The organism is Bradyrhizobium amphicarpaeae (genome assembly GCF_002266435.3).
In the GTDB taxonomy this organism is placed as follows: Bacteria; Pseudomonadota; Alphaproteobacteria; order Rhizobiales; family Xanthobacteraceae; genus Bradyrhizobium; species Bradyrhizobium amphicarpaeae.
In genome coordinates this window covers 2,046,771-2,070,554 of record NZ_CP029426.2, presented here as the reverse complement: position 1 = coordinate 2,070,554, position 23,784 = coordinate 2,046,771, and the positions used below count along the sequence as shown (strand labels likewise).

The 23,784-nt window shown below is 62.8% G+C and carries 1 protein-coding gene (cut by both window edges); it reads right to left on the bottom strand.

Every position in this 23,784-nt window falls within one protein-coding gene, locus tag CIT40_RS09670, for a tandem-95 repeat protein, read on the bottom strand. The gene is 41,943 nt long; 5,872 of those nucleotides lie to the left of the window and 12,287 to its right, leaving coding positions 12,288-36,071 in view, spanning codon 4,096 (partial) through codon 12,024 (partial); the first complete codon in reading order (the gene reads right to left) occupies positions 23,781-23,783. The start codon and the stop codon both lie outside this window.

Here is a 23,784-nt window from a genome sequence, read left to right as displayed (position 1 = left end):
CCTTCCTCGTGCAGCAGCACGCTGAAGAGATCGTATTTTCCAGCGGCGGCCGAGTTGCCGCTCGCAAGAAGTGTTCCTGCGCCGGACGTGATGAATTCAGAATTGTCGAGCGGCGACTGATCGATGAACCATCCCATGCCTGCGGCATCGGCATCGATAATGATGGTGCCTGCCGTCGGCAAGCCGTCGAGTCCGAACGAATCGATGCGGGCTTCCGCGAGTTCGCCACCGGAAAGCGATTCGAAGACCACCGAAATCGAGATTGGAAGACTGTCTGCAAGCAGAGCCTGCCAAACGGCGAGCGAGCGTCCCAGCGTCGCGGGGACCTCTTGCACGAGAGGAGGCGGATAACCTGACCCGAGGCCTACGACCGTTCCCGTGTTTTCGCGCGGCGCGGGGTTCAAAGAGTTTTGGTAAATCCGCATGGCCCCGTCGAGGACATGCGTCTCCCAATGGGTGCCCGGCCCACCCCCGTTCCTCCAGCCGATATTGATCGCCGTGTTATCCGGGAAACCAACCCGTTCCATGTGTGCTCTGGCCCACTGGAAGGTCTCCTCATTCGCCACTCTCGGACTGATGAGAGCTGCATCCCGCGCCTTGATTATCGAATGCGCCCCGAGTTCATGGACGATTTCGCGGAAGTAGAATTCTGAATTGTTGATATAGCCCATATCGAGCACAATCCGAGACAGCTTTCCTGAATTCGAAAAAACGAGCTTGCCTGGATTGTCCAGCTCCGTGCCAAACAGGTCGCGATCGCCGGAGTTATTGAACTCGAAGACCTCGACCCCATGCTCCCTCAATCCGCCCTTCAATTGCGCAAAAACGACCTCAGGCGCTTCTCCTCTTGCGAGCTGGCCAGCAGCTTTGACCGCAAGCTGGTATTCTGGCGACGCTGCGGCCCGCCTGAGCGCGCCGGGACCTGCGAACTCAAACCATTCCTTGCCGCCTTTGTAGTGCGCCTGGTGAAACTCGATGTTATCGTCAACAAATTTGAGGAATCCCTCGGGGCCGTCGCACGAATTGTGCACCCACAGGGCCGCACCAGCCGAAGCGTCGGAAGACACGAAGTAGCTGCTGAACTTCTCGACTTCAAAATTGAAGACGGCAACACCGCCGGGATGATCCTCGCGCGACGAGGAAATGACCGAGCAGGCCTGGCCATCCAGCCGCTTCAGAACCATCTCGCCGCAAAGACTGCCGGCACGAATCCAGCCGCGGCCTTCCACCCAATAGGGATGCTCGTCGGTAGTGAGCAGGATCTGCTCGTCCGAGCCGTCCTTGCATCGCAAGACCAGCCGGCGCAGATGATCGGAGGTCCGATGGAAAACACGCCTGATCCGTTTCCACGCCTGCTCGCCCGTGCGCTCGTCACGCGAAAGGACCAGCTCTCCCGCAACGAGGGTTTCGATCGCCTTGAACCCGTAAGCGGCGGTATCAACCGAAGCGGCTGCGGCCGCGGGAACCACGACCTGGGTGCCGGCAGCGAAGCAAGGCAGTTCCCCGTTGAACAGCGCTTCGAGGTTCTGCCCGCCGGAGGGATGTTCGTAGACGAATTGAGCCGTCGCGCCGACGCCGCCCAGGCCGGCGGCGAGCAATGCCTCACCCCAGCTGAAATGATCGCGCTGCCCAAGCGCCATCGCCAGGCCCTGGGACGCCGAACTGTTGCCGAAGCCCATAAAGGCGCCGCTGCCGGCCGCGCCTGCCAGCTGCTCGACGAATTCACATCTTGCCACGGTCATTGCCCGCGCGGCGGATGAGCCCAGCAATCCTCCGGCCTCACCGAAGGGCAGCGCCACCACACCCGCGGTGCCGCCAATGATGCCGCCGAGCGCGCCGGCCGCGATCGCAGCCTGGAAGCTGCCGCCGTGCAGGCCGGTCGTGATCGACCCACTTGCGAAGCCGCTGACCGCTCCCGACAGATAGCCCCCGACGAACAGCGCCTCCGCCGTTGTGCCCAGCAGCGCCGTCGAGGCGCCAAACGTCAGACCAGCCAGACCGCCGACCACAGCGCCAACGGCGGCGCCTTCCGCGAAGCCCTCCCATCCCTGTCCCGATTCCGCGTTGACGGCCCCGAGGATGCCGCCACCGATGGCGCCGATTCCCGCACCGACGACGCCGGCCACGAGAAGCGGATTATGGCCGTCGGGGTCGACGTATTTCAGGGGGTTCGAGAGAGCATAGGTGTACCGGTTGAGGCTGCCGGGATTGTCGGTCCGGCCGCCCACGGTGTCCTGCGTGAGGAACTGGCCGGTCGTCGCATCGTAGTAGCGCGCGTTGAAATAAGAGAGATCGGGCACCGACGTGGTGTCGTGGCCGGTGAACTGCTTCGTGTTGCCGTCGGTGCTGGTGGCAGAGAAGGAATTGCGCAGCTGTCCGAACGCGTCATACCTGTAGGCCGACTGCACCGCGCCGTTGATCCCGAACGTCTCGGACACGCTGCCGAGTGCGTCGAAAAGATAGAACACGGTGGCGCCCGCGGCGGCATCCGTCATCGACACCAGGCCGTTGCCATATTCGTATTTGCGCAGCGTGGCCTTGGTGGCACCGTCATATTCCAGCATGGCACCAGAGCCGTCGAAAAGGTAGCTGACGGTCGTGCCTGCCGTGGTCTGGGCGATGCGGTTGCCCAGGAAATCGTAGTCATAGAAGCTCGTGATGATGCTGGTTTGCGCCTGCGCGCCTGAACCTGTCGTGGTGCCGAAATCGCTGCGGACAAGTTCGTTGCGGATGTTGTAGGTGAAGAACGTCGTATGGAACGGCGAGGTGGTGGTCAACTCGGTCTGCGATGTGCGGTCCCCGTCGGCGTTGTAGCTGAACGCCACCGTGTAGGTTCCGCTGACGTTCTTGATGCTCTGGAGCTGGTTCAGGCCCTTGTAGGTGTAGATCAGGTGGATGTTGTTCAGCGCATCGTCTTCGGTGAGGCGATTGCCGACCTTGTCGTAGCTGTACTTGATCGAGCCATTGACACCGTTCGCGCCGTAATCGACCGATGTCAAACGATCGAGGTTGTCATAGCCGTAGGTCGTGGTCTCGACGCTGCCGTTGTCGATCGTGCTGTGCTTCTCCGTCTGGGTCAGACGGTTTCCGCTCGCATCGTAAGAGTAGTGGTAGCTCGACAGCGTCGCGCTGGCTGACTGGTTGGTGATGTCCGTGAGGCGATTGGCGGCATCGTAGGCATACGTCGCGACCACATTGTTGGGATGGGTTTCTTTCTGGATCAAGTCATTCGCGAAGTACTCGTAGGTGGTGACGCCGGACTGCGCCGTCACCTTGGTCAGGCGATTGCGCGCATCGTAATCGTACCGGGTCTCGTGCCGGTCGGGATCCGTCAGAACCTTGAGGTTGCCTTGCAAATCGTACTGGTAGGTGATCGTCTTGTTGTCGAAATTGGTCGTGCTGACGAGGCGATTGAGGTCGTCGTACAGGTTTGCGGTATGCTGGACGACATCCTGGCCTCCGACCGACTTGATCTCGTCGACGGCCTGGAGATTTCCGTTTCCGTCATAGGAATAGGTGATGGATTTCGGCTGCGTGATCGTGGTGTTGGCGTGATTGCTGTATTCGACCCTCGAGAGCCGGCCGAGATAGTCGTAGGTCTTTGTCGTCTTCTGGCCCATCGGATCGGTAGCCACCGTTTGATCCAGGGACTTGCCTCCCGAAACGCCCGCATAGTCCGTCGTCCAGGTCACGACCTCTCCGCCGTCGTGCTGGATGACGCTGGTCTGACGATTCAACGCATCATAGGTGTATTCCGTGAGATGACCCTCGGCGTCGGTCACCGAGACCAAATTCCGGTTGTTGTCGTATTTGTAGGTGGTGGTCCCGCCGCCACGCTGGGACTCGTTGACGCTGAGCAGCTCGTTGAGCTCGTCATAGGTGTACGTCGTCGGGTGACCACCGAGACGCGGCTCGGTAACCGAGACCACGTTATTGTTGTTGTCGTAGGCATAGGTGGTCTTGTCACCTACGGCATCCGCTGCGGTGATGCGACGGTAGCGGGCGTCATAGGTGTTGATGGATTTGTGGCCCAACGGATCGGTGACGGATAGCAGATTGCCCGCACTGTCGTAATCGTAATGCGTGGCGCCTTCGACGGACGAGGCGAAGCCGATCACGAGATCGGTCAGGCGGTTGGCGCCATCATAGACGTATTTGGTCTGATTGCCGTCGGCGTCGATCGAGAGCACTCGGTTGTTTGCGCCGTCATATTGGTATTGCGCGACGGCTCCCCGCCTGGTGACGCTCGACAGCCTGCCGAGGGAGTCGTATTTCGACACGGTCTGCACGTTGTTGCGATCGGTCGCAGTGACGGTGAGATTCGCATCGTTGTAGCTGTAGGAGACCGAGCTCGACCCCTGCCCTCCGCTATCGGTCTGTGACAACACGCGATCGAGGTCGTCATACCTGGTGACGCTGGTCGTGCCATACTGGTCGACCTCAGTCATTTCGTGGGTTGCGTAGCTATAGTCGATCGTGCCTCCGACAGCGTCGGTGAACCTGATACGCCGCCCCAGAGCGTCATATTGAGTCGTGCTGGCGTGCCCGTTGGCATCGGTCACCGTCACCGAATTTGCGGTGTCGTCGTACGTCGTCGTGCTCAGGGCGACAGTGCCGGCTCCCGTAATCTTCTCGTCGACGCTGCTCCGCACCACGCGGCCGAGCGCATCGTACTGGGTGGTGAAAGCGACGCCGCTGCGATCGGTGTGCACCACTTGATGTTTCAGATCATCGTAGACATACGTCTCCTGCACCTTGCCGGTGTCGCCGGCCGCAGCGGCATATTGAACCCGAACAAGCCGATTGAGGCCATCGTAAGTGTAGACCGCATCGACATCCCCATTCTGAGCATCCTCCACCGTAGCGACGTTTCCGTTGGCGTCGTAGGTATAGGTCGTCTTGAGCTTCAGCCCATTGCTGTCGACGGTGCGCGAGGTGACGAGGTCCAATCCGTTACGGGCTTCCGACGTGGAGACGCCGCGGGGATCGGTCATCGTCACGGTATGGCTGCTGTCGTCATAGGACCATTTGGTGACATAGTTCGCCGAGCCGGTCATGAGGCCGGAGACATGCTGCGTCTGCTGTGTCACGCGATTGAGGCTGTCATAGAGATAGTCGATCGCGTAGGTGGTCGCACCTCCGGTGAGATGCGCCTCGCGTGTCCTGTTGCCGTTGTTGTCGTAGCTGTAGTCGATCTCCGATTTCAGGGATTGCGCGGCACTGACGGTCGAGGTCAGACGATAAGCCTTGTCGTAAGAATAGGTTGTGAGCACGCCGTTGAGATCCGTCTCGGACGTGAGATGACCGAGCAGATCATAGGTGTATTGCAGCTGAGACACACCGCCGGCATCCGGCAGCTTGGTCGCGACCTTGCGATACAGACCGTCGTAGAAATAGGTAGTCTTGTTGCCGTGCATGTCCGTATCGGTCAGCACGTTACCCATCGCGTCGTAGGTCTTGGTGTCGATGAGCTCTTGCAGGCCTCCCGCTTGGGACACCGTGGTCGTCAGCCGGTGGTTCAGGCTATCGTAAGTATAGATGTAGGAGACGTTGCCAGGACCGGTCTCCGACAGCAGGTTTCCGTTCGCATCATATTTGTACGACGTCTGCAACGTGCTCGGGGCGATCGCGGATCCGTCGGCTCCCCGGACGTTCTCCTCGGTCTTCGTGGTGACCCGGTTTGCCCGATCGTAAGTGTAGCGCGTGGTATGCCCCAGTCCGTCGGTCACCGAAGCGACCTGCCCGCCTGCAAGATAAGTGTAGGACGCGAGCATGCCGACTACGCCGCTGGAGGCGTAGGTGGTCTTGGAAATGATGTGGTCCAGATTGTCGTAGACGATGCTGATGTGGTGGCCGAGCGTGTCCGAGGAATCGAACAGCCGGCTGCGCGCGTCGAACTTGTTGGTCGTGACGTTACCGGCCGCGTCGATGATCGAGATCGCATTGCCGTGGACGTCGTAGCTGTAGGTCTGTGTCCCGCCGGCCGCGTCGGTGAATGTCTGCAGGAGGCCATTGGCGTCGTAGGTGTATTTCTGCACGTGGTTGAGCGCATCCGTGCTCGAAAGCAGATTGCCGTGCCCGTCATATTCAAACTTGGTCAGGTTCCCTTGGGCGTCGAGCACGCTGGTGACCTTGTTGAACCGGGGGTCGTAGGTGTAGGTGGTGACCGCATCGCCCGAATCGTCTCCGCCCACGACCGGCAGAATTCCCGGCCCGGTCGCGAACGCGACCGTCTTCTTCAAGACGTTCCCGAAGGCGTCGTAGGTGTAGCTCGTGTTCTGCAGATCTGCATCAGTCTGGCTGACCAGAACGATGTCATCCGGTGCCGACTGTCCGTCGGGCATCTGGAAGACTCCCGGATGCGGGTCGTGGGGAGACGACCAGACGAACCGTGTGGTCTGCCCCATCGGCGCAGCGATCGTCGTGACCAGGCCGTCCGCGTTCATCGAATAGACGGTCGCATTCTTGTTGGCGTCGGTTACCGTCGTGGTGCGCGATCCCAGATCGAAGTCGAAGATGATATCGGCGGCACTATCCGAGCCGCTCTGCTCCGTCACTTTGTGGATCCGCTCGGACGCGACGATCTTCAGATAGGAGGCCAGGCTGCTCGGAGTGCTCTGCGGCGGAACGATGACCTGGACCTGCGCGGTTGCAGGATAATATTCGTAAGTCGTCTTTTTGCCGTTGGGATCGGTATAGCTGAGCAGATTGTGCAGGCTGGCGTCGATGTCGGTCGTATAGGTGTATTTTTCCGTGGCCGGCTGCGCAATCGCGCCCTGGATGTTGGTGCGGGTCACGCTGGTGAGATTTCCCCCGGGGCGAGAGCTTCCCTCGTCATACCGGTAGGTGACACCCAGCCCGTTCAATCTCGTGCCGTCGGGATCGTACCCCTCGATCGAGACGATCCGCTTGGAATTGAAGATCGTCTGGTAGTTGAAGATCAGCGCGCGGCCGGAGCCGTCTACAACAGCGCTCAGCGTGGTCGTATCGTCGCGGCCGGTGCTGGTCAGGTCGAACTTGCTGAGGATCGCGCCCGGCAGACTGGCGGCGTTGCCCGTGATGTTCTTGTCGTCCTTGCCGTAATACAGGGTGACGGCATTGCCGTTGGCGTCCTTGATCCAGCGCAGCTGGAACGCGGCGTCGGCCTTCTCCGTCTTGCCCTGCTCGGCGCCGATCAGCGTGAAGTGGTACTGGGTCCCGTCCTTGGCGTAGAGGTCGTACTCGGGAAGCGCGATATTCGCCTGGACGAGAATATCGTGGTAACCCGCCTGGGACTTGAAGAAGTGCGCGCCTCCGATGGAGGACAGTCCCGTCCGCTGCTGATACACCGCGATGATCGCCGCGTCTTCGGCAATGGTCGGGTTCAGCTCGGTGAAAGTATTGCCGTTGCCGTCTCCGCCAACGACGGTGAAAACCGTCGAATTGAACGGGAAGGTGCTGGAGACCTTCTGAAGGAACATGTTGTAATTGTCGGTCCAGCCCGCGCCCAACGGGCCGACGGACGAAGAGCCCGCGCTCGTATAGGTCCTGATGAATTGCAGGCCCGGACCGTTGCCGATCCCGGGAATGCTGACATCGGTGCTCGAAACCACCAGGTGGCCATCGGCGACGTCGACACCCTTCACGAAGGTGTGCCCGACCGGCAATCCCTCGTACTGCACGACCGTTTCGGTGATCTTGCCGGTTTTCTCCGACTCCACGCCGTTGGGGGTGACCACCTTCAAGGAATAGGTGTGCGAGCCCGGCTTGTTCAACGGGTTGTTCACATCGCTGTTCGGACCGAGGACTATACGGAACACGTCGTTCTTGTTGACGGCGTCGAGCACCATGTCGTCCGACGAGTTGAAATGATGCTGCTTGCCCTGCGCATCGATCACGGTGACGTCGTTCAGCACCTTGCCGTCGTCAAAGGTCAGGATCACCTTCGGATCCTGGATTCCGAGCGTGAAATTGAAATCCGTCTTGCCCAGCGCAACTGCGCCGCTGCTGTAATCGACCTCGGTGACGATGTTGAACTCGTCCGTTGGCACGTAGCCCGGCGTCTCCGGCGACCCGGAGCCTCCTTCGGCCACCGGCATCAAGACGAGCGGCTCGGGAATCCGGCCATGCTGCACGGCGATGCCGCCCGGGAAACCACCCGTCGCGAGCGGTGCATGATCCGGATCGAAGACCTTGAAGGCATTGGTCGCCGGGTCTAGTCGATAATCGGCGTGGACATCGATGAGGATGTTTGCCGAGCGCTGGTTGGAATTGTTGAGCGGCAGATCGTCGATCGCAACCTTGTGCAAGTACGGCGCGTTCTTGGGGTCTTCGACCTGCTTGATCATCTCCCGGGCATCAAAGACGAACACTGCGCCGTTCAGAACACCGCTGGGACCTGCGATGCCGAGACCCTGGTAGCTCGCATAGAGGTATTCGCCGTCCGAGGAGAGCGCGATATCCGTCGGGAAGCTGTCCGGGATCGGACGGGTCGCCGCGACAAGCTCCGGATTTGGCCCGAACGGGTCCTTGATGATGCCGATGTTGCCGCCCTGATAGAGCGGATGATCGTCCTGTTCGAAGAAGAAGGAGTTGTTGACGATGTCGGCCCTGCCGGCGACGAAGGCGTACGTCTCCTGCACACCGGTTTGCGGGTTGGTGTAAGTGTAGACGGCAATGCCATGAGCGCTGTGGACCGACAGCAGCGAATCCGACCCCTGGTTCAGATCGAGCGGGACGTTGTGCTTTTGACCGTTGGCATCGTCGGTCACCTCGACACCGTAATTGTCGGTTTGACCGTTGGTGAAGGCAACGTCGGTTCCGCCACCCGGATCGGTGGCCACACCGTACGTCGCCTTGCTGGCCGGGATCGCCACGATCGACGCAACTTTGGGCGGCGTCCCGTCGGTAGACGGCTTCAGCGTCACCTCGATCAGATTGCCGTCGCTGACCTGGAATGACGGCGCGTTCGGACTGGGGTCGTCGAAAAAGTTCGGCGCGGTGATGAAGACGTGCAGCCCGTCGCCGGATACCGCGACGTTGCGGGCGCCGGTGGGAGCAATCTGCGGCAGGGCGGTCTGCGGGGTCGAACCGTCCGGCAGCTTGTCGGAGTGCAGCAGGTGAATGACGTTGACGACCTCGTTGTAGGAGTCCGACGCCGGGTTGATGTCGATCACGTACATGTACGTGGTCCGCTCGCCGTTGAGCAGATGCGGCAGGCCGTCCACGACGTAGGCGTAGTTGCCTTCGGGATCGATCGCGATGCCGTAGGGAGCCGCGGGATGCGGAAGGTGGATTTCCAGGATCTTCGGGTTCGCGGCGATCTCGACCCAGAAATCGGTTTGCTCCGTGGTCCCCGTGGCGGTCTCGGCCGTCAGCTTGATATTGTAGAGGCCGTTGGTGTACGCCCCTGGATCGAGCGTCGCCAGCTTTTCGCCGAACAGCTTCTTGTCGCCCGAATTGAGCACCACGACCTGACCGGTCGCCGCGCTGGTGAGCTCGATCTTCCACGATTTCAGATTGCTGATGTTCACCGTACCGGTCAGATCGGTGGCATCACCGATCAAGGCACCGTGGAGCGCGGGCTCGAGTCTCAGCCCGTCGACGTTCCAATCATCCTTGTTGAAAGGCGGAATCTTGGCCTTCTTGCCCGCATTGACGTCGATCTCCTGCAGGCTCAGCGCGTCGATCACAGCGACCGTGCCTGCGCCGTAGAGCGTCACATAGGCTCGGCTGTTGTCCGGGGTGACGGCGACCTGTCGCGGATAGGGATAGGCGTCGGACGTCCCGACGCCGATATTGGCCAGGATCTGATTGAAGCTGTTCGAATTGGGATCGCCGTCGAGAACCGCAACCGTGCCGTCGATTCCGCCGGTGTGATAGTTGTATTCCGGAAGCGTCACGAAGACATAGGTGCCGCTCGCGTCGAGGTGGATCGCGTTGCTGACGGCCTTTTGCGTCTGTTTGACGGTGTCGTCGTTGGCAGCTTTGACGTTGACGGTATCGGGCCGGACCACCGTGACCTCGACGAGACCTGCGGCGACGTCGTTCGGAATGCGGACGTGCAATTCAGTGTCCGAGCCGGTCACCTGCCGTTCTTCCCGAACCCCGTTCGCACCGGGCATCTGGAAGACCACGCGCAAGTCGGTGATGGCGGGCGCGGTCTGGCCGGGATTTGGCGTGAGGAAACCCCTTCCCTTGATGATCAGTTCAGGGAAGGCGTTGGCGGGATCGTCGTGGTTGATCGACACCTGCGCCTGCGTGATCACGGGCGCACTGGCGCCTGCCGTCGAGGGCGGCGGCACGATGGTGGTGGTGAAATGATTGACCTTTCCCGGGTCGATCTGCACCCGTCCGACCTCGACCGTGGTCGGGAAACCGATCTGGGGAATGACCTGCATCAGCAGCGGGATCGGCTGCGGAGTCGAGGGGAAAGCGAGCGTCGCGGAGATGCCGGCCGCCGTGACGGCGGCCGAAACGCCGATCAGCGATCCCCCGCCGCCATCGAACATGAAGCCGACATTGTTGGAGATGTTCGAGATCGCGACGTCGATATCGAGCGGGCTGAAATTGCTGAGGCCCGTCTGCACCACCAGATAATAGCCGGATGACGAGACGCCCGGAGCCGGCGGCGAGTGGGTATGCGCAAGGCCGTCAGCGCCGACGACGCCGGTCTCGCGTTGCCACCAGATGTTCTGCGGTTGGCCCTGCGCATCCAGGATCTGGCCGCTGCGCAGGAACATGACCTCGGTCCCGACCGGCGTTCCCGGGGCAACGGGGATGGCGAGCTGCACCGGGACGTCGAGCTTGCCGTCGCCGATATCCAGCTTGAAAGCGGCCGCTACAGGCAGATTCGTTGGAACCGCCTGCGGCAACTGGGCGACGGACACGGGCGCGATGCTGACCGGCGTGTTCACCAGAACGCCCGGCGGCACTGCGACGATCGATCCATCGCTGCCCTGAATCACCGCGCCATCGGCGCCGACGGACACCGTGCCGAGCTGCGGGGTTTGAACCAGAACCGGCACCACCGCCTCGGTCGCCCCGTGGATGATCGTGATGGTCGCACGGCCCGGCGCGAGCGCTGATGCCAGCCCATCCGCGGTCACCTGGACGACACCGGCACGATCGACGAAGTAGAGCGTGCCCGTCGAACCCGGGGCCAGATCCGTCTCCAGATCGCGGTCATCGCCGGGATGCACTTCGAACTGACGCGTCCCGCCGTTACTGCTCAACGACACGGCAAGCGGATAGAGATCGAGGCCCTTGTTGTAAAGACGCAGCTCGGTCGGATCCGTGGGGACGCCGACGGTCACTGCGGTCGCCGCGGTGATGCCGTGGCTGGAGGCGAGCAGCACCGTCGTGCCGTTCTTCAACGCCTGGATCTGGCCGGTCCCCGACACCAGCGCAACCGTCGGGTCGAGCATCTGGAACGATATGTATGACGGTGCCAGCACCACGTCCTGCTGGTCCTCGAAGTCCCCGACCAGCACCATGCTCTGGCCGCCATTGACGGCCAGGCGCGGTGCGCGGTTCTGGAAATCGAGATGAACCAGGGACGCCGCACTGACGTCCACATGAACCGTCGCAATCGACGATCTGTTGAAACCGTCGTCAGCCTGAAACTCGAAATCCGCCTGACCGGAGAAGCCGATCCCCGGAATGAAGGTCACGGTATGACCGTCGGGATTGAGTGTCGCCGTTCCGTGCTCCGAGCCGACCAGCTTGAAATACAGAGGATCTCCCGCTGGATCGCTCGCGACGGTGCCCAGATCGAAAGTCAGCGGAAGATCGACATGCGTCAATGCTTCGGCATCCTTCACCACGGGCGGGGGAGCCAGCAGGAAACCGAAATTACGGCCCAGCAGCTGGGCGTCGCTCGCATCGACCATGCCGTCGCGGTTGGCATCGGCGCGGCGATTGTAGCCGGCCTGTCCCGTCGAGCTACCTATGGCCTGGCTCAACAAGTCGCTGTCGAGCCCGTCCACCTTGCCGTCCTCGTTGGCGTCGCCGACCACGAACAGGCGGAGCGAATAGCTTCCGGCCGTCGCCGCATTGCTCCCGGTAATTCGCAATTGGTCGACGCCTTCGCGGCCCACGGCAAACAGGGCAAACGAGGTCCCGTCGTCGCGACGCTGGATGAGCGGCGTCAATCCGGCAATGACGGGCATGCCGGGCTGCAACCCGCTGCCAGCCGCCGCCGTCACTTCCACGCCGAGCAGAACCTGATCGGTCGGCGCCGAAAGAAGCTCCGACGGCCGCAGGTTGAAGGCGAAATAATCGGTCGCACCGGCAGCGAGCGATCCTTGATAGATGCCGTCGCGGAATTCGCCGACGCCGCCGAGATTGGCCGCGAGCGGGGCGACTTGTGCCGTTGTGCCGTAATTGACGACGGTCCCCGCCGGCCCCGTCGGCGACGTCGTCACGATGAGCTGATGCGGACGGTTCACATCATAGCCGTACCGGTTGCTCAGCCCCGTGCCGGTATTGTGCGCGGAGACGAGATTTCCAGCCGCGTCATAGCTGTAGATCACGCGTGTGCCGTCCGAGGCGACGATCGAGGCGATGCGGCCTGCGGCATCCCGGGTGAACTGGACGGAATCGCCGTTCGAACTGACGATGCCGCTGTCGCTGAAATGAAGCGTGTTGCCGCCGGGCAGGATTTCGTCAAGCACGCCATGGACGGTGCTGAGATGGTAGACCGTCCCGTCCTGCGCCTTCAGCGTATAGTCGGCCGCGCCGAACGCCCCGTTGGTCGGATTGAAGGGACGCGCGGTCTGCAGCTCGTAATAGCCGTTCGGCCCCTTGCTGAGCGGCACGGACGAAGATTCGAGCTGATAGGTCACGCCGGGATCGGCCGTGAACCTCGCCGTGTAGTAGGTGACACCGAGCTGCACGTGCTTCTCGGGCGTGAAGGTGAAACCGGCGCGTTGTCCGTCCGGCAAGGTCAGATAGACGCGGGTGCCGTCGACGAACGGATTGTAGATGCCGAGGCTCTCGCGCCCGGTCGGAGGGATGCTGGTCTGAATCTGCGGATCGAGATTGGCAAGGCGCCAGCCGTAGCCCAACGACCCCGTGATGTCCTGGTCCAGCGAAGAGTAGGAGCGCACCAGATTGACGCTCGTGCCGCCAAGCACAACCGTCAGGTCCGTGAAGTTCTGCACATAAGCCGATGGCTTGGTGGGGGCATCGGCCTCGACGATGGTCTGCACCACAGTGCTGCGGCCGCTTACGTCGGTCGCGGTCAACCGAAGCTGGTAGGCACCATTGCGCAGCGCGGCCGGATCGAAATGCGTGATCGTGCCGCTGACGGGTACGTTGCCGCCGGCAATGGCCGTGAAATCGTTCGATCCGACCAGCGCGCGCTCCAGCACCCAATGATCCAGGTTGCTGTCGCTGATCGTGGCCTGAAGGTCGAGCGCCGCGGTCAACAGCGCATGGTTGGCGATGTTGTCGAACGATACCACTGGCGCGGCATGGTCGTTGGGATCACGCACTTTGAGCACGGTATGCGCGATGCCGGTCCGGCCATCCGCATCGGTGGCGGTGGCATCAATCGCGAACAGCCCGGGCGTCTGCGGCGTGAAGCTGGCGCGACCATGGCTGTCGAGCGCCAGCACCTGGCCGTCGACCGCGAGCGTCAGGCCCTGGATCGGCGCAGTGCCTGTCGCTGCAACGTGCAGCAGCACGGCGGTGCCCGGAACGCCGGGGAAGCTCGGCGTGATTTCGACGATGACCTGCGGCGGCGTGGCTTCGAGCGTGGCGCGCAACGTCGCCACCCGCGACGTGCTGAGCTCGCCATCGGTCACGGTGAAATTAATCGCATAGTCGCCGGTCTGGGTCGGCCCGGGCGTCCAGGTCAGCAGTCCGGTGTCGGCATCGAGCGTCGCTCCGGCAGGCAGTCCGAGTGCGGAGAATGCGAGCTGCGTGTTGAGATCTGGATCGCCGGCAACCAGTTGCAGGCTGAACGGCTGGCCGACCACAACACCATGGTCGCTGACCTGCAAGGTTGGTGAGCGATCGACATTGTCGATATGAATATTCGCCGTGAGCGTGTCGAACAATCCGCCGGGATCGGCCGCCGTGAACTTGATCGTGTAGTCGCCGGCCTGTTCGAAGCCGGGCGTCCAGATCAATTGCGCGGTGCTCGCATCGAACGTCGCCCCCGTCGGCAATCCCGACAGCAGGCTGTAGGTCAGTTGATCGTCATTTGCGTCGGCCGCCGAGATTGCGAATTGCAGCTTGACGCCTTCCCGGCCGGATTGCTGCTGCAACGGAATGAAGTGCGGCGCCTGGTTCGAGGGCGTGACGGTGATGGCAATCGTCTGCGTCGTGGTCAGGCTGCCGTCCGTCGCGGAGAGCACGACGCCGCTGTACTTGCCGACCTGGACCAGGCCGGGCGTCCAGGTCAGCACGCCCGACACCGCGTCGATCCTGGCACCGACAGGCAGATTTGTCGCGGTATAGGTGACGGTGTCGCCATCGGGATCGATCGCCCGCAGCGGCACGGTCAACGTCTGATTGGCTGCGATGGTTTGGTCGCCGGCAGAGACCCACACCGGAGCCTGGTTGCTGGTCCGCACCGTAAGCGTGAAGAGCTGGTGATCGCCGAGCACATTGGCGGGATCGCCATTGCCGCTGTCGTTGACGGTCACCAGGATGCTGTACTTGCCGATGTCGGCGCTGGTCGGGGTCCAGGTCAAAACCTTCTGGCCGTAGACACCGTTCGACGACAGGACCGCGCCCGGCGGCAAGCCCGTTGCACCAAAGGTCAGCGGATCCTGGTCGGCATCGGTCGCTTTGAGGACCAGTTGGAATGGCTGACCCACCACGGCGACCTTGTCTCCGATCGGCGCGATGTGCGGCGGACGGTCGGGCGCATTGACGGTGACGACGAAAGACTGCGTGCTTGACAGGGCAGCGGTGGCGCCGTTGCCGTCGCCGTCATCGGTCGCGGTGAGGAAGATCGTATAATTGCCCCGATCGTCGGCGGTCGGCTTGAATGTGAACAAGCCGGTACCGTCGCCATTGTCGACGAAGCCGCCGAAAGCGGGCACGCCGAGCATCGACAGCTTGAGCGGATCCCCGTCAGCGTCGATGGCCGAGACCGGAACGGTCAGCACCCCGTCATGATCGACAGCCTGATTGGCGATCGGCGAAACCTGCGGTGCCCGATTGACGTTGACGACCGTGACCACGACCTGCTGGGTCGTGGTCTTGGGTTGGCCGGTGCCGTCGCCATCGTCCGTTGCCTTGATGGTGACGACGTGCTGGCCGGCGTCCGCGAAGCCTGGTGTCCAGGTGAACAACAGCGTGTCCGGGTCGAAGGTGGCGCCCTGCGGCATGCCGGTCAATTGGTAGGTCACCGTCGGAACGTTCAGACCGGTGTGCACCAGGCTCCCGTCGGCGGCGCGGTTGGGCGGCTGATAGGCCGGATTGTCGGGATCCAGGGCCTGCACACGGAATTGGATCTTCTGCCCCTCGGGCACCTGGAATCGATCCACGTTCTGGAAGATCGGGGCGGCATTGACGTTCGTCACGACGATCGTGGCGTTCTGGGTCGTGCTCGCCTCGCCGTTGCTGACCGTGAACGGCACGTTGAAAAGGCCGTGCTGGTTGTAGTCGGGCGTCCATTCGAACACGCCGGTCTTGGGATCAAGGAACGCACCGATCGGCAGCAAGTCGCTCGAGAAGGTCAGCGGCGAACCATCGGGATCGCTGGCCTGCAACGTCAAGCGGATCGGATCGCCCTCGCGCGCGATGAAATCCGACGGCTTGAGCAGCGTCGGCGGCCGAGGCGTCGGTGCGACGACGATCGTGGTGGTCTGGCTCACTTCGTGGAGACCGTCGCTGGCCACGAACGTCACTGCAGTGTAGGTCCCGGCCGAATGGAAATCGGGCGTCCAGGTCAGGACCTGCTGTTTCGGATCGAACGACGCGCCGGGTGGCAGGTTGTTGACCCAATAGATCAGCTTGTCGCCATCCGGATCGATCGCCTGGACGGGAATCCGGATCGGCATCCCTTCCTTGCCGTCGATTTCGGCGGGCAGCTCGGTCATGACCGGTGCGCCGTTCACGCCGGTCACGGTGAGCGTGAAAGTCTGCGTGTCGTAAGCGCCGGCAGCGTCGTAGACTTGCAACGCGACGGTCGTCTGGCCGATGCTGCTCGGCGTAGGCATCCAGGACACCAGCCCGGTCGCCGCGTCGATCGCCATGCCGTTCGGTCCCTTCACCAGCACGAAGGAGACCGGATCGCCGTTGGGATCAAAGGTGGTCGGGCGGTAGGTGTAGACTTGCCCGGCAACGGCCGACATGACCGGATAGGTGAGGAAAACCGGCGGAGCATTGCCCGTCAACACGCCACTGACGCTGGGATCGAACGTGACCGGCCGGCGATTGGGATCCGCAACCGTGACCGTTCTACCGCTCGTGGAATGACCGGCCAGAAGAATCCCGTTGGCGGGCAGATTGGAGCTGAGGTCGATCAGCCAGGAGCCGTCCGCGGCACGCCCCGTGTTCCCGAGCGGTTCGCCGTCGAAATGCTGCGTTGGCGAGAGCCGCAAGACCAGCGGCAGCAACAGATTATGCGAGCTCTTGTTGCTCACCGTGACATCGAAGGAGATCGTGCCGGTGTCGCGGTCGCTGCGGGCCAGCGAGAAAGTCACGTCCAGCACGGAGGTAATGTCGCTGACCGCGGTGAAATTCGTCGTATAGGCCTCCGCCAGCGCGAGGCCGGCAGCGCTCTGAACGCCGGTCAGAACCTTGAGCTCGTAGTGATCGGCGGAGAGCGGCGCGAAGCCGAGCACGGCCGTTCGCGTCGTCTGATCGTAGGCGACGGCCTGGATCGGGATGAGGCCGGCGCCGTCGCCGCGGAGCCGGTAATTGTCGGGATTGAGCACCGAGCGCGGGTCGCTCGCCGCGTCTGCCAGCATGTCCTCGTCGAACGTCACCGAGATGCTGGCGAACGGCAGCGAGACGAAGGTGTCCGGCGGCGGATTTGTGCTCGCCACATGCGGCGCGCGCACCGGGCCGAGCACGTCGACCTGATGCGACTGGCTCAGGAACACCCGCCCGTCGATGCTGGTCCTGACGATATCGCCGCGCGTCCCGCCCTTGGCGACGTCGACCACCTTCATGGTCGTGAGGTCGACCATCGACAGCACGGTGCCGCCGGACGCGGATGCTTCGGTATGGGACACAAACAGCAGGCCGTCGAACTTGGAACCGGCCGCGCCGAACGCGATCGAGCCGACATCGTCGTTGAACGACAGCATCAGTTTCGGCTTGTTGCCGGTGAATTGGATCACCTGCCCTTGATTGTGCGGCCAAGTGACCGCCCACAGCGTACCGTCGGGCGCGAAGGCAAGGCCTCCGACCCTGATGTCGCTGAAATGGCTGAAGGTCTTGGCGGTCGGATCGAACACCTCGATGCCATTGCCCGACGAGACGTAGACCAGACCGGTGCCCGGCTGGATGGCGAGGCTTTGCGTCAGCGAGTCGCCGAACTGGTCGATCACGGCGCCGGTCGTGGCATCGAGCTCGTAGAGCGGCCCGCCGCCTGTGGCAGCCCAGATCACGTTTCGCCCGGTGTCGAGCACCATGTCGTAGATCGGCTGGGACAGCGTCACCAGCGGCGCGCCGACCTGCCCGCCTTCGGCGTTCAGCTTGAAGATCTGGTTGCGTGAGGCACCGCCGCTCACCAGCACCGTGCCGTCGGGCATGACCAGGATGGCCATCGGGCCAATTCCTGCGCCGCTCGTTCCGACCCCGGTCGCGAAAGCCTGCGCCGTGAAGGGCGCGAGCACGGTGGAGAATTCGGAAGGACGGGTTTGCAGCACGGCGGATGGGATGCCCTGCTGAGCCTGCACGAACAGGGCGTTGGTCGAGGGCTGCGTGGACGGCGCCGGCGGCGTGCCGAGATCTGTGGTCGTCCCGGATACCGTCGGCGTCGCACCGAGATTGGCGGAACTGTCGCTGTTCGGAACGGAGGCGCCGAGCGGGGCCTGCTCGCGATTGCCGGCATTGTCGGTCGCCAGCGCGAGGAATTTATAGGTATGACCCGCCTGCCCGTTGTAGACGCCTGAGGTCTGCGTGGTCTGCTTCAGCCAGGTGGTATAATTGCCACCGTCGACGGAGACGTAGACCGTGACGTCCTTGACGCCGCTACCGGTCGCATCGTCCTTGGCGCTCCATTGTACCTGATAATCCGACCCGCCCTGGGCCAGCGGCGCCGATGTCAGCGTGGTGACGGGCGCCTGGCTGTCGAGCGTGAAGGTCAGCTGCTGCGTGTCCATCGGCGCAGCCGTGTTGAAGATCACGCGCGCCTGCGCGGTGAGCTGTGTGCCCGTCGCGAGCCCCGTCTTGGGCGTCGCCGTATAGCTGACGAAGCCGCGGCCATCGCCTTGCGCATCGTCGGGCGGCAGCAATCCCTTGGTCGGATCCTGGATCACCTCGCCGGTGAGCGGATCGATCGCTTGCAACAGCCAGGTCAGCGTGTTGGACGACAGCTCGATGCCCGCGCTGACGCGCAGGATGTAGCCCTTGCTCTTGGTGAAGTCGAAATCGTTTTGGAACGAGCCCACGCTTCCGGGAACGTGGACCTTGATGTCACCAATCTGCAGGTCGCCGAGGCGGAACGAGCGCGGATCGTAATCCTGGTCGAGCTGCGTCACGATCCGAATTTCGCCGACCGTGGAGGAAGCGTGCGGCGCATTCTGGAACTGGATCGTGTAAGGCTCGGCGACACCAGCGGGAACGAACTGGTCGGCCCCGTAGCCCAGCGGACCATTGAGGAACGCCTGCCCGGTCCGGCCGCTGCCGTTGAAGAACGACGCGAAATTCGGCGGCTGGACGTTGAGGAAATTCTGGTTCTCGGGATGCGTCTGGTCGTTGGTATGCTGGGTCTCCGGGAAATCCCAGCTGTTGGCCCAGGGCACGTAGATGTAATTCGCTTCGTAGTGGGTGGGCGAAGCCGCATGGAGGTCGAAGTCGCTGGCCGGCGGCGGATCGAAGCTGAAATAGGTGGTCGGCTCGTGCGGGCTGACCGTGTCGGTCTTGATGGTCTGATACGGCGTCGTCTTGGTCGGATCGTTGCCGTACCATTGCTGAACCTGGCTGAAGAACTGCAGCAAGTTACCGTTGGTAACGATCTGTTTGCCGGCCGGGCCGGCGAGGATACCAGCCGCCAAGGTCGCCTGCAGGCTGACGAGAACGGGGTTGTCGTGGATCTCGGGCGGCTGGTCGACCGGCCGCAACAGACCGGCCTGCGTCAAAGCGGTGAGATAGAGATCGGTCCAGGAGGTCGCATCCGCGGCGAGGTTTTGCAGGGCCGACGATGCCGTCGGGTCCTTCAGGATGTTCGTGCGCAGGGTTTCGGCCAATTGCCGTTGCTGCGCCACATATTCGTCGGGCGTCAGCGCCGTGGCGGCGCCCATGATGTTGAACGCGAACGCGGTGACACCGGGCTGCTCGCTCTGATTGCCCGGCGGCAGTCCGTCCGGATAAGTCTGCACCAGGAAGCTGAAAGTCGTGTTGGCACGCGTGGCAAGATCGTACGCATAGCCGGTGGTCAGCGACTGGCCGTTCGTGTCCGACATGGGCACGATGCTCGCCCACGGCACATCGGCAACATTCGGCGTGCCCGTGACGTTGGTGGTGACACCGAGATACGGCACACCCTCGTTCAGCGGCGTGCCGGGGACGCCGTATTGGAACTGAACGTAGGGAATATCGACGTTGGTCTGGCTCGTCAGCGTGAAGCCGTAAAGACCGCTCTGGCCGGCCCAGATGACGCGCGGTCCGCCGAGCGCGATGCTCACGTCTGCCGGTAGCGCCTCCTCGACGAGATAGCGGTAGGGCGCGATGGCGATCAGACCGTTCGGATTGATCACCTCGACGTCGTAAAGACCATGTGGCGCATTGCGCAGATCGAACACCGCAATGATCCGCGTGGGATCCATGACCTTGTAGCTGACCGGCTCGTACTCCGCGAAGCCCGGCCGCACCAGCTTGACCACCGCCTGTGGATCGAACTGGGCGCCGGTGATCACCGTGGTGACATAGCGGCTGTCGCCACCCTGGTCCTGCACGACGTCGGTGATGCCGAACGGCAGCACATGGGCAAGCAAGGTCACGTGCGAATTCGGGCCCGGCTCCGACTGGCCGTGCACGAGCACGTAATAGGTGCCGGCCGTGGTCGACGGAATGACAGCGATCTGGTTGGCCTGGACCGCGCCCTGATAGGCCGCGTCGTAGGTCGCCCCGGTCGGCAGCGCGCCGTAACGCAGGAACAGCGTGTTGGCGGCGGTCGAATCTGCGGAAGTGAGGTCGACCTGCAAGCTCTGCCCCTGGGCCACCGTAACCTGGAACAGCCTGTCCTGGCCGGTGCTGAGCGTGGTGTCGAGCGCGACGCCGAGATGCAGCTCGGGCACGGTCACCTGCAGGGTGCTTGCCGAGGGTGTCGTGTTGTTCTGCGTCGGCGCCTCGACGATATCGTCGAAGATGTCGGTCCGCACGATGATGCGGTAGGTGCCGGGCGTCGCCGGCGGCAATCGCGCATCCAGCGTCCCGGTATATGATGCGCCAGGCAGCACGGAGCCGGTGAAATCGAAGAAGCCGATCGGCTTGTCGTTGATGTCCCAAGTGTTGTCGCTGGAGAGATAGGCGACGTCCCGCCACGCACCGATAGCTGAATTGACGCCGGCATTCTTCACCGTCCAGGTGAGGTGAACGGGATCGCCCGACATCGCGCCGTTCGGGATCGTGACGGTGTCGACCACCAGGTCGGACGGCGGCGGCTGATCGATCAGCAGCGGTGTCGCGGTCGGCTTGGCATTGTTGCTTTCCTTGTCGGCCTCGAACACGACGCCAGTGACCGGCGAATTCGCCGTCGGCGGATCGGTCAGGACGAAGACGTACCAGGGGCCGGTGAGATTTTTCGGCGCCTTGTAGGTCAAGGTGCTCTGATAGCTCGCGCCCGCGGCCAGCCCGCCGGTGTGGGTCGCGGCGCCGAGATAGATATCGGCATCGCTGAGGAACTGGTCACGCGACAGGTAGATGTAATCGTCCCATTTGCCCTGGCGATCCGGCGTTGGTCCGGCACCGGTATTCGTCACCTGGTAGGTGACGGTGAACGACTGCCCCATCAGAACGTGGTCGATCTGAAGCGGATCGGGCCCCTGCGCGAGAAGCGACGTGACTTGCAGATCGGGCGGCGGCACCATCGACACCGGCATGAAGGCCGCGGTGATGTTGTTGCCCTCGCCCTGGAACTCGGGGACGTTGCCCATCCCGTCGCTGTACATCAGGCCCGGCACGTCGAGCACGCCGGACGCGGTGCTGTCGGTGTAGACCAGAACGTAATAATTACCGCCGATGCCGTCCGGCAATTGGGCGTTGACCGTCGTGGTGTAGCTCGCGCCGGTCGCTAGAATAGTGCCGCGCGAGAACGAGCCGATCTCGATGTCATGAGCATCGAGCGATGGGTCGAGCGACAGGAAGACGCGGTCGGTCCAGCGTCCTTCCCTGGTATCGCGGTTGCCCAGATTGGTCACCGTGAAGGTGATCGGGATGATCTCGCTCGAGTGAGGTATCGTACCGGGCAGGACGAGGTTGGTGACCTGCAGATCCGGCTCGCGGTAAATGACAGGCACGACGCCGGTGGTGCGATTGTTACTGATGTCCTCGTATCCGCGCGTTGCAAACGTCTCGCGCGCGCCGGTATTGTCGCGCGAGTGCGCGGTCGTGTTGCCGTCGGCATTCGTGATCACATAGACATAGTAAGGCTGCGGATCCGCCGCCGTGCCGCCGATGCCCTTGGGCAGGAGGAACGTTGCCGTCTGCGTGTAGCTCGCGCCATTCGCCAGCGGCTGCGCATTGCTGTGCTGGTAGTGGCCGATGAAGGTGACCTGACCGGGATCGAACGTCGCATAGCGCGAGAAATAGACGTCGTCGGTCCAATATCGCGTGCCGGACCAGGCGTCCGCGCCGAAATTTTGCACGGTCCATGTGACCGTCGTGGACTCTCCGGAGTAGTTGGTGGGCGGTGCGGTGACCGAAGTGACGCGGAGGTCCGCAACCGGCCGCGGCGTGACCCGGGTGTTGCCGACATTGATGTTGTTGCCGCCGTATTGGCCTTCCCAGGTCGGTCCGATGTAATTGCCGCTCGCGGTGTAGCCGCCGGTGTTGGCGACGACGATGACGTATTTGCCCGAAATCTCGGGAGCGAGCTTGAAGGTTGCCTGGTTGGTGTAGCTTCCGTTCGCATTGACCGTGCCGTCATGCTCGACGGCGCCGAGGAACCACTGATTGCCAATGTCCTTACCGGTGTTCGGCGGCACGAAGTCGGGCACGTCGGACAGATAGATCTGATCGAATAGAATGCCGTTTTCGGTCGCGTTGGTGCCCTGGTTCTGGACCGTCCAGCTCACCGTATAGTCTTCACCGCCGACGCCAGTGGACTGCGGAGCAACTGCGGTCACCACTAGGTCAGGCGGCGGCGTCAGCAGCACCGTGATCGGGCGCGCCTTGTAATTGTCGTTGTTGGAGCGGTTCGGATCGTCCGGGTTGACGTTGATGTCCTGCGTGCTCTTGTGCACCACGTCGAACGCGTCCGACCAAGCCGTGACGTAGAACTCGCCGGAAATATGCTTGGGCAGCGTCACCGTGGCGGTGACGTCGTAACCGGTCGGCAAGGTGATTACCGTGGGGTCATTCCCGATCACGCCGTTGTGCGCGATGGTCGCGAGCAGCACGTCGCCCTTGGTGGTGTTCGGCCGCGTCTTGTCGCGCGTCAGCCAAATCTCGTCGGTCCAATGATCCTGGTCGGTGGCTTCGAGGCCGAGATTGTCGACGTGATACGACACCGTGATCGTCTGGCCGTCGAACGACTGATTCGGCGCCTTCACGTTGCTGGTGACGAGGTCCGCTGGCGGCTCCGCGTTGATCGAGATCGGCTTGACGAAGGTGTTGTTGTTGCCGGCCGGGTATTCGCCAACGCCGTCATTCGCGTTGGTGTCGACGATGATATAGGCCGGACCGCCGAGCCGCTTCGGCACCAGCATGTTGCCGGTCGATATCTTGTACTTCTCGCCCGGCGCCAGCGCGGAGAGATTGTCGAACGAGCCGATCAGGATAGCGCTGCCATCGAGATGGTCGACCAGCGAGATGTAGACGTTGTCCTTCCAATGTCCCTTGGCTTCGACGATGCCCTGGTTGATGACCGTGAAGTCGATCGCGACGGTGCCACCGGCGTTCGCCGTCGACGGCAGATTGTCGATCGAGAAAACCTGAAGGTCCGGATTGGGTGCGATGACCAGCGTGAGAGGGTTGGGATCCGCCAGCGTATTGTTGCCGGCCGCCGGCTCGTAGATCGGGAACAGGCCGGCATTGGTCTTGATCATCAGCTGGAAGACGCCGGCCACGTTGCTCGGCAGCTGGACGACCTCGGAGCGGGTGTAGGAGAGCCCCGCGCCGAGCGGGCCGGTGAAATCGAATGCGCCGAGGCCCAAGGTGCGGTGCTGGCCTCCGACCTCTTGGAGATAGATGCTGTCGTACCACGTCCCGTCGGCGCGGCCGCCGCCGGCATTCTGCACGGTCCAGGTGATGTCGATCTTGTCGCCGGCCGTGGCCTGGCTGACCTGGGCCGTCGAGCCCGGCGTCGTTGCGACCACGGTGCCCGGCACGAGGTCGGGCGCCGGCGTCAGGTTGACGGTGACGGGCCCCGACACGACCGCATTGTTATCGGTGTAGATGAACTCCGAAGGGCCACCGGTCTTCACCACGACGTAGAACGTGCCGTGCAGGCCG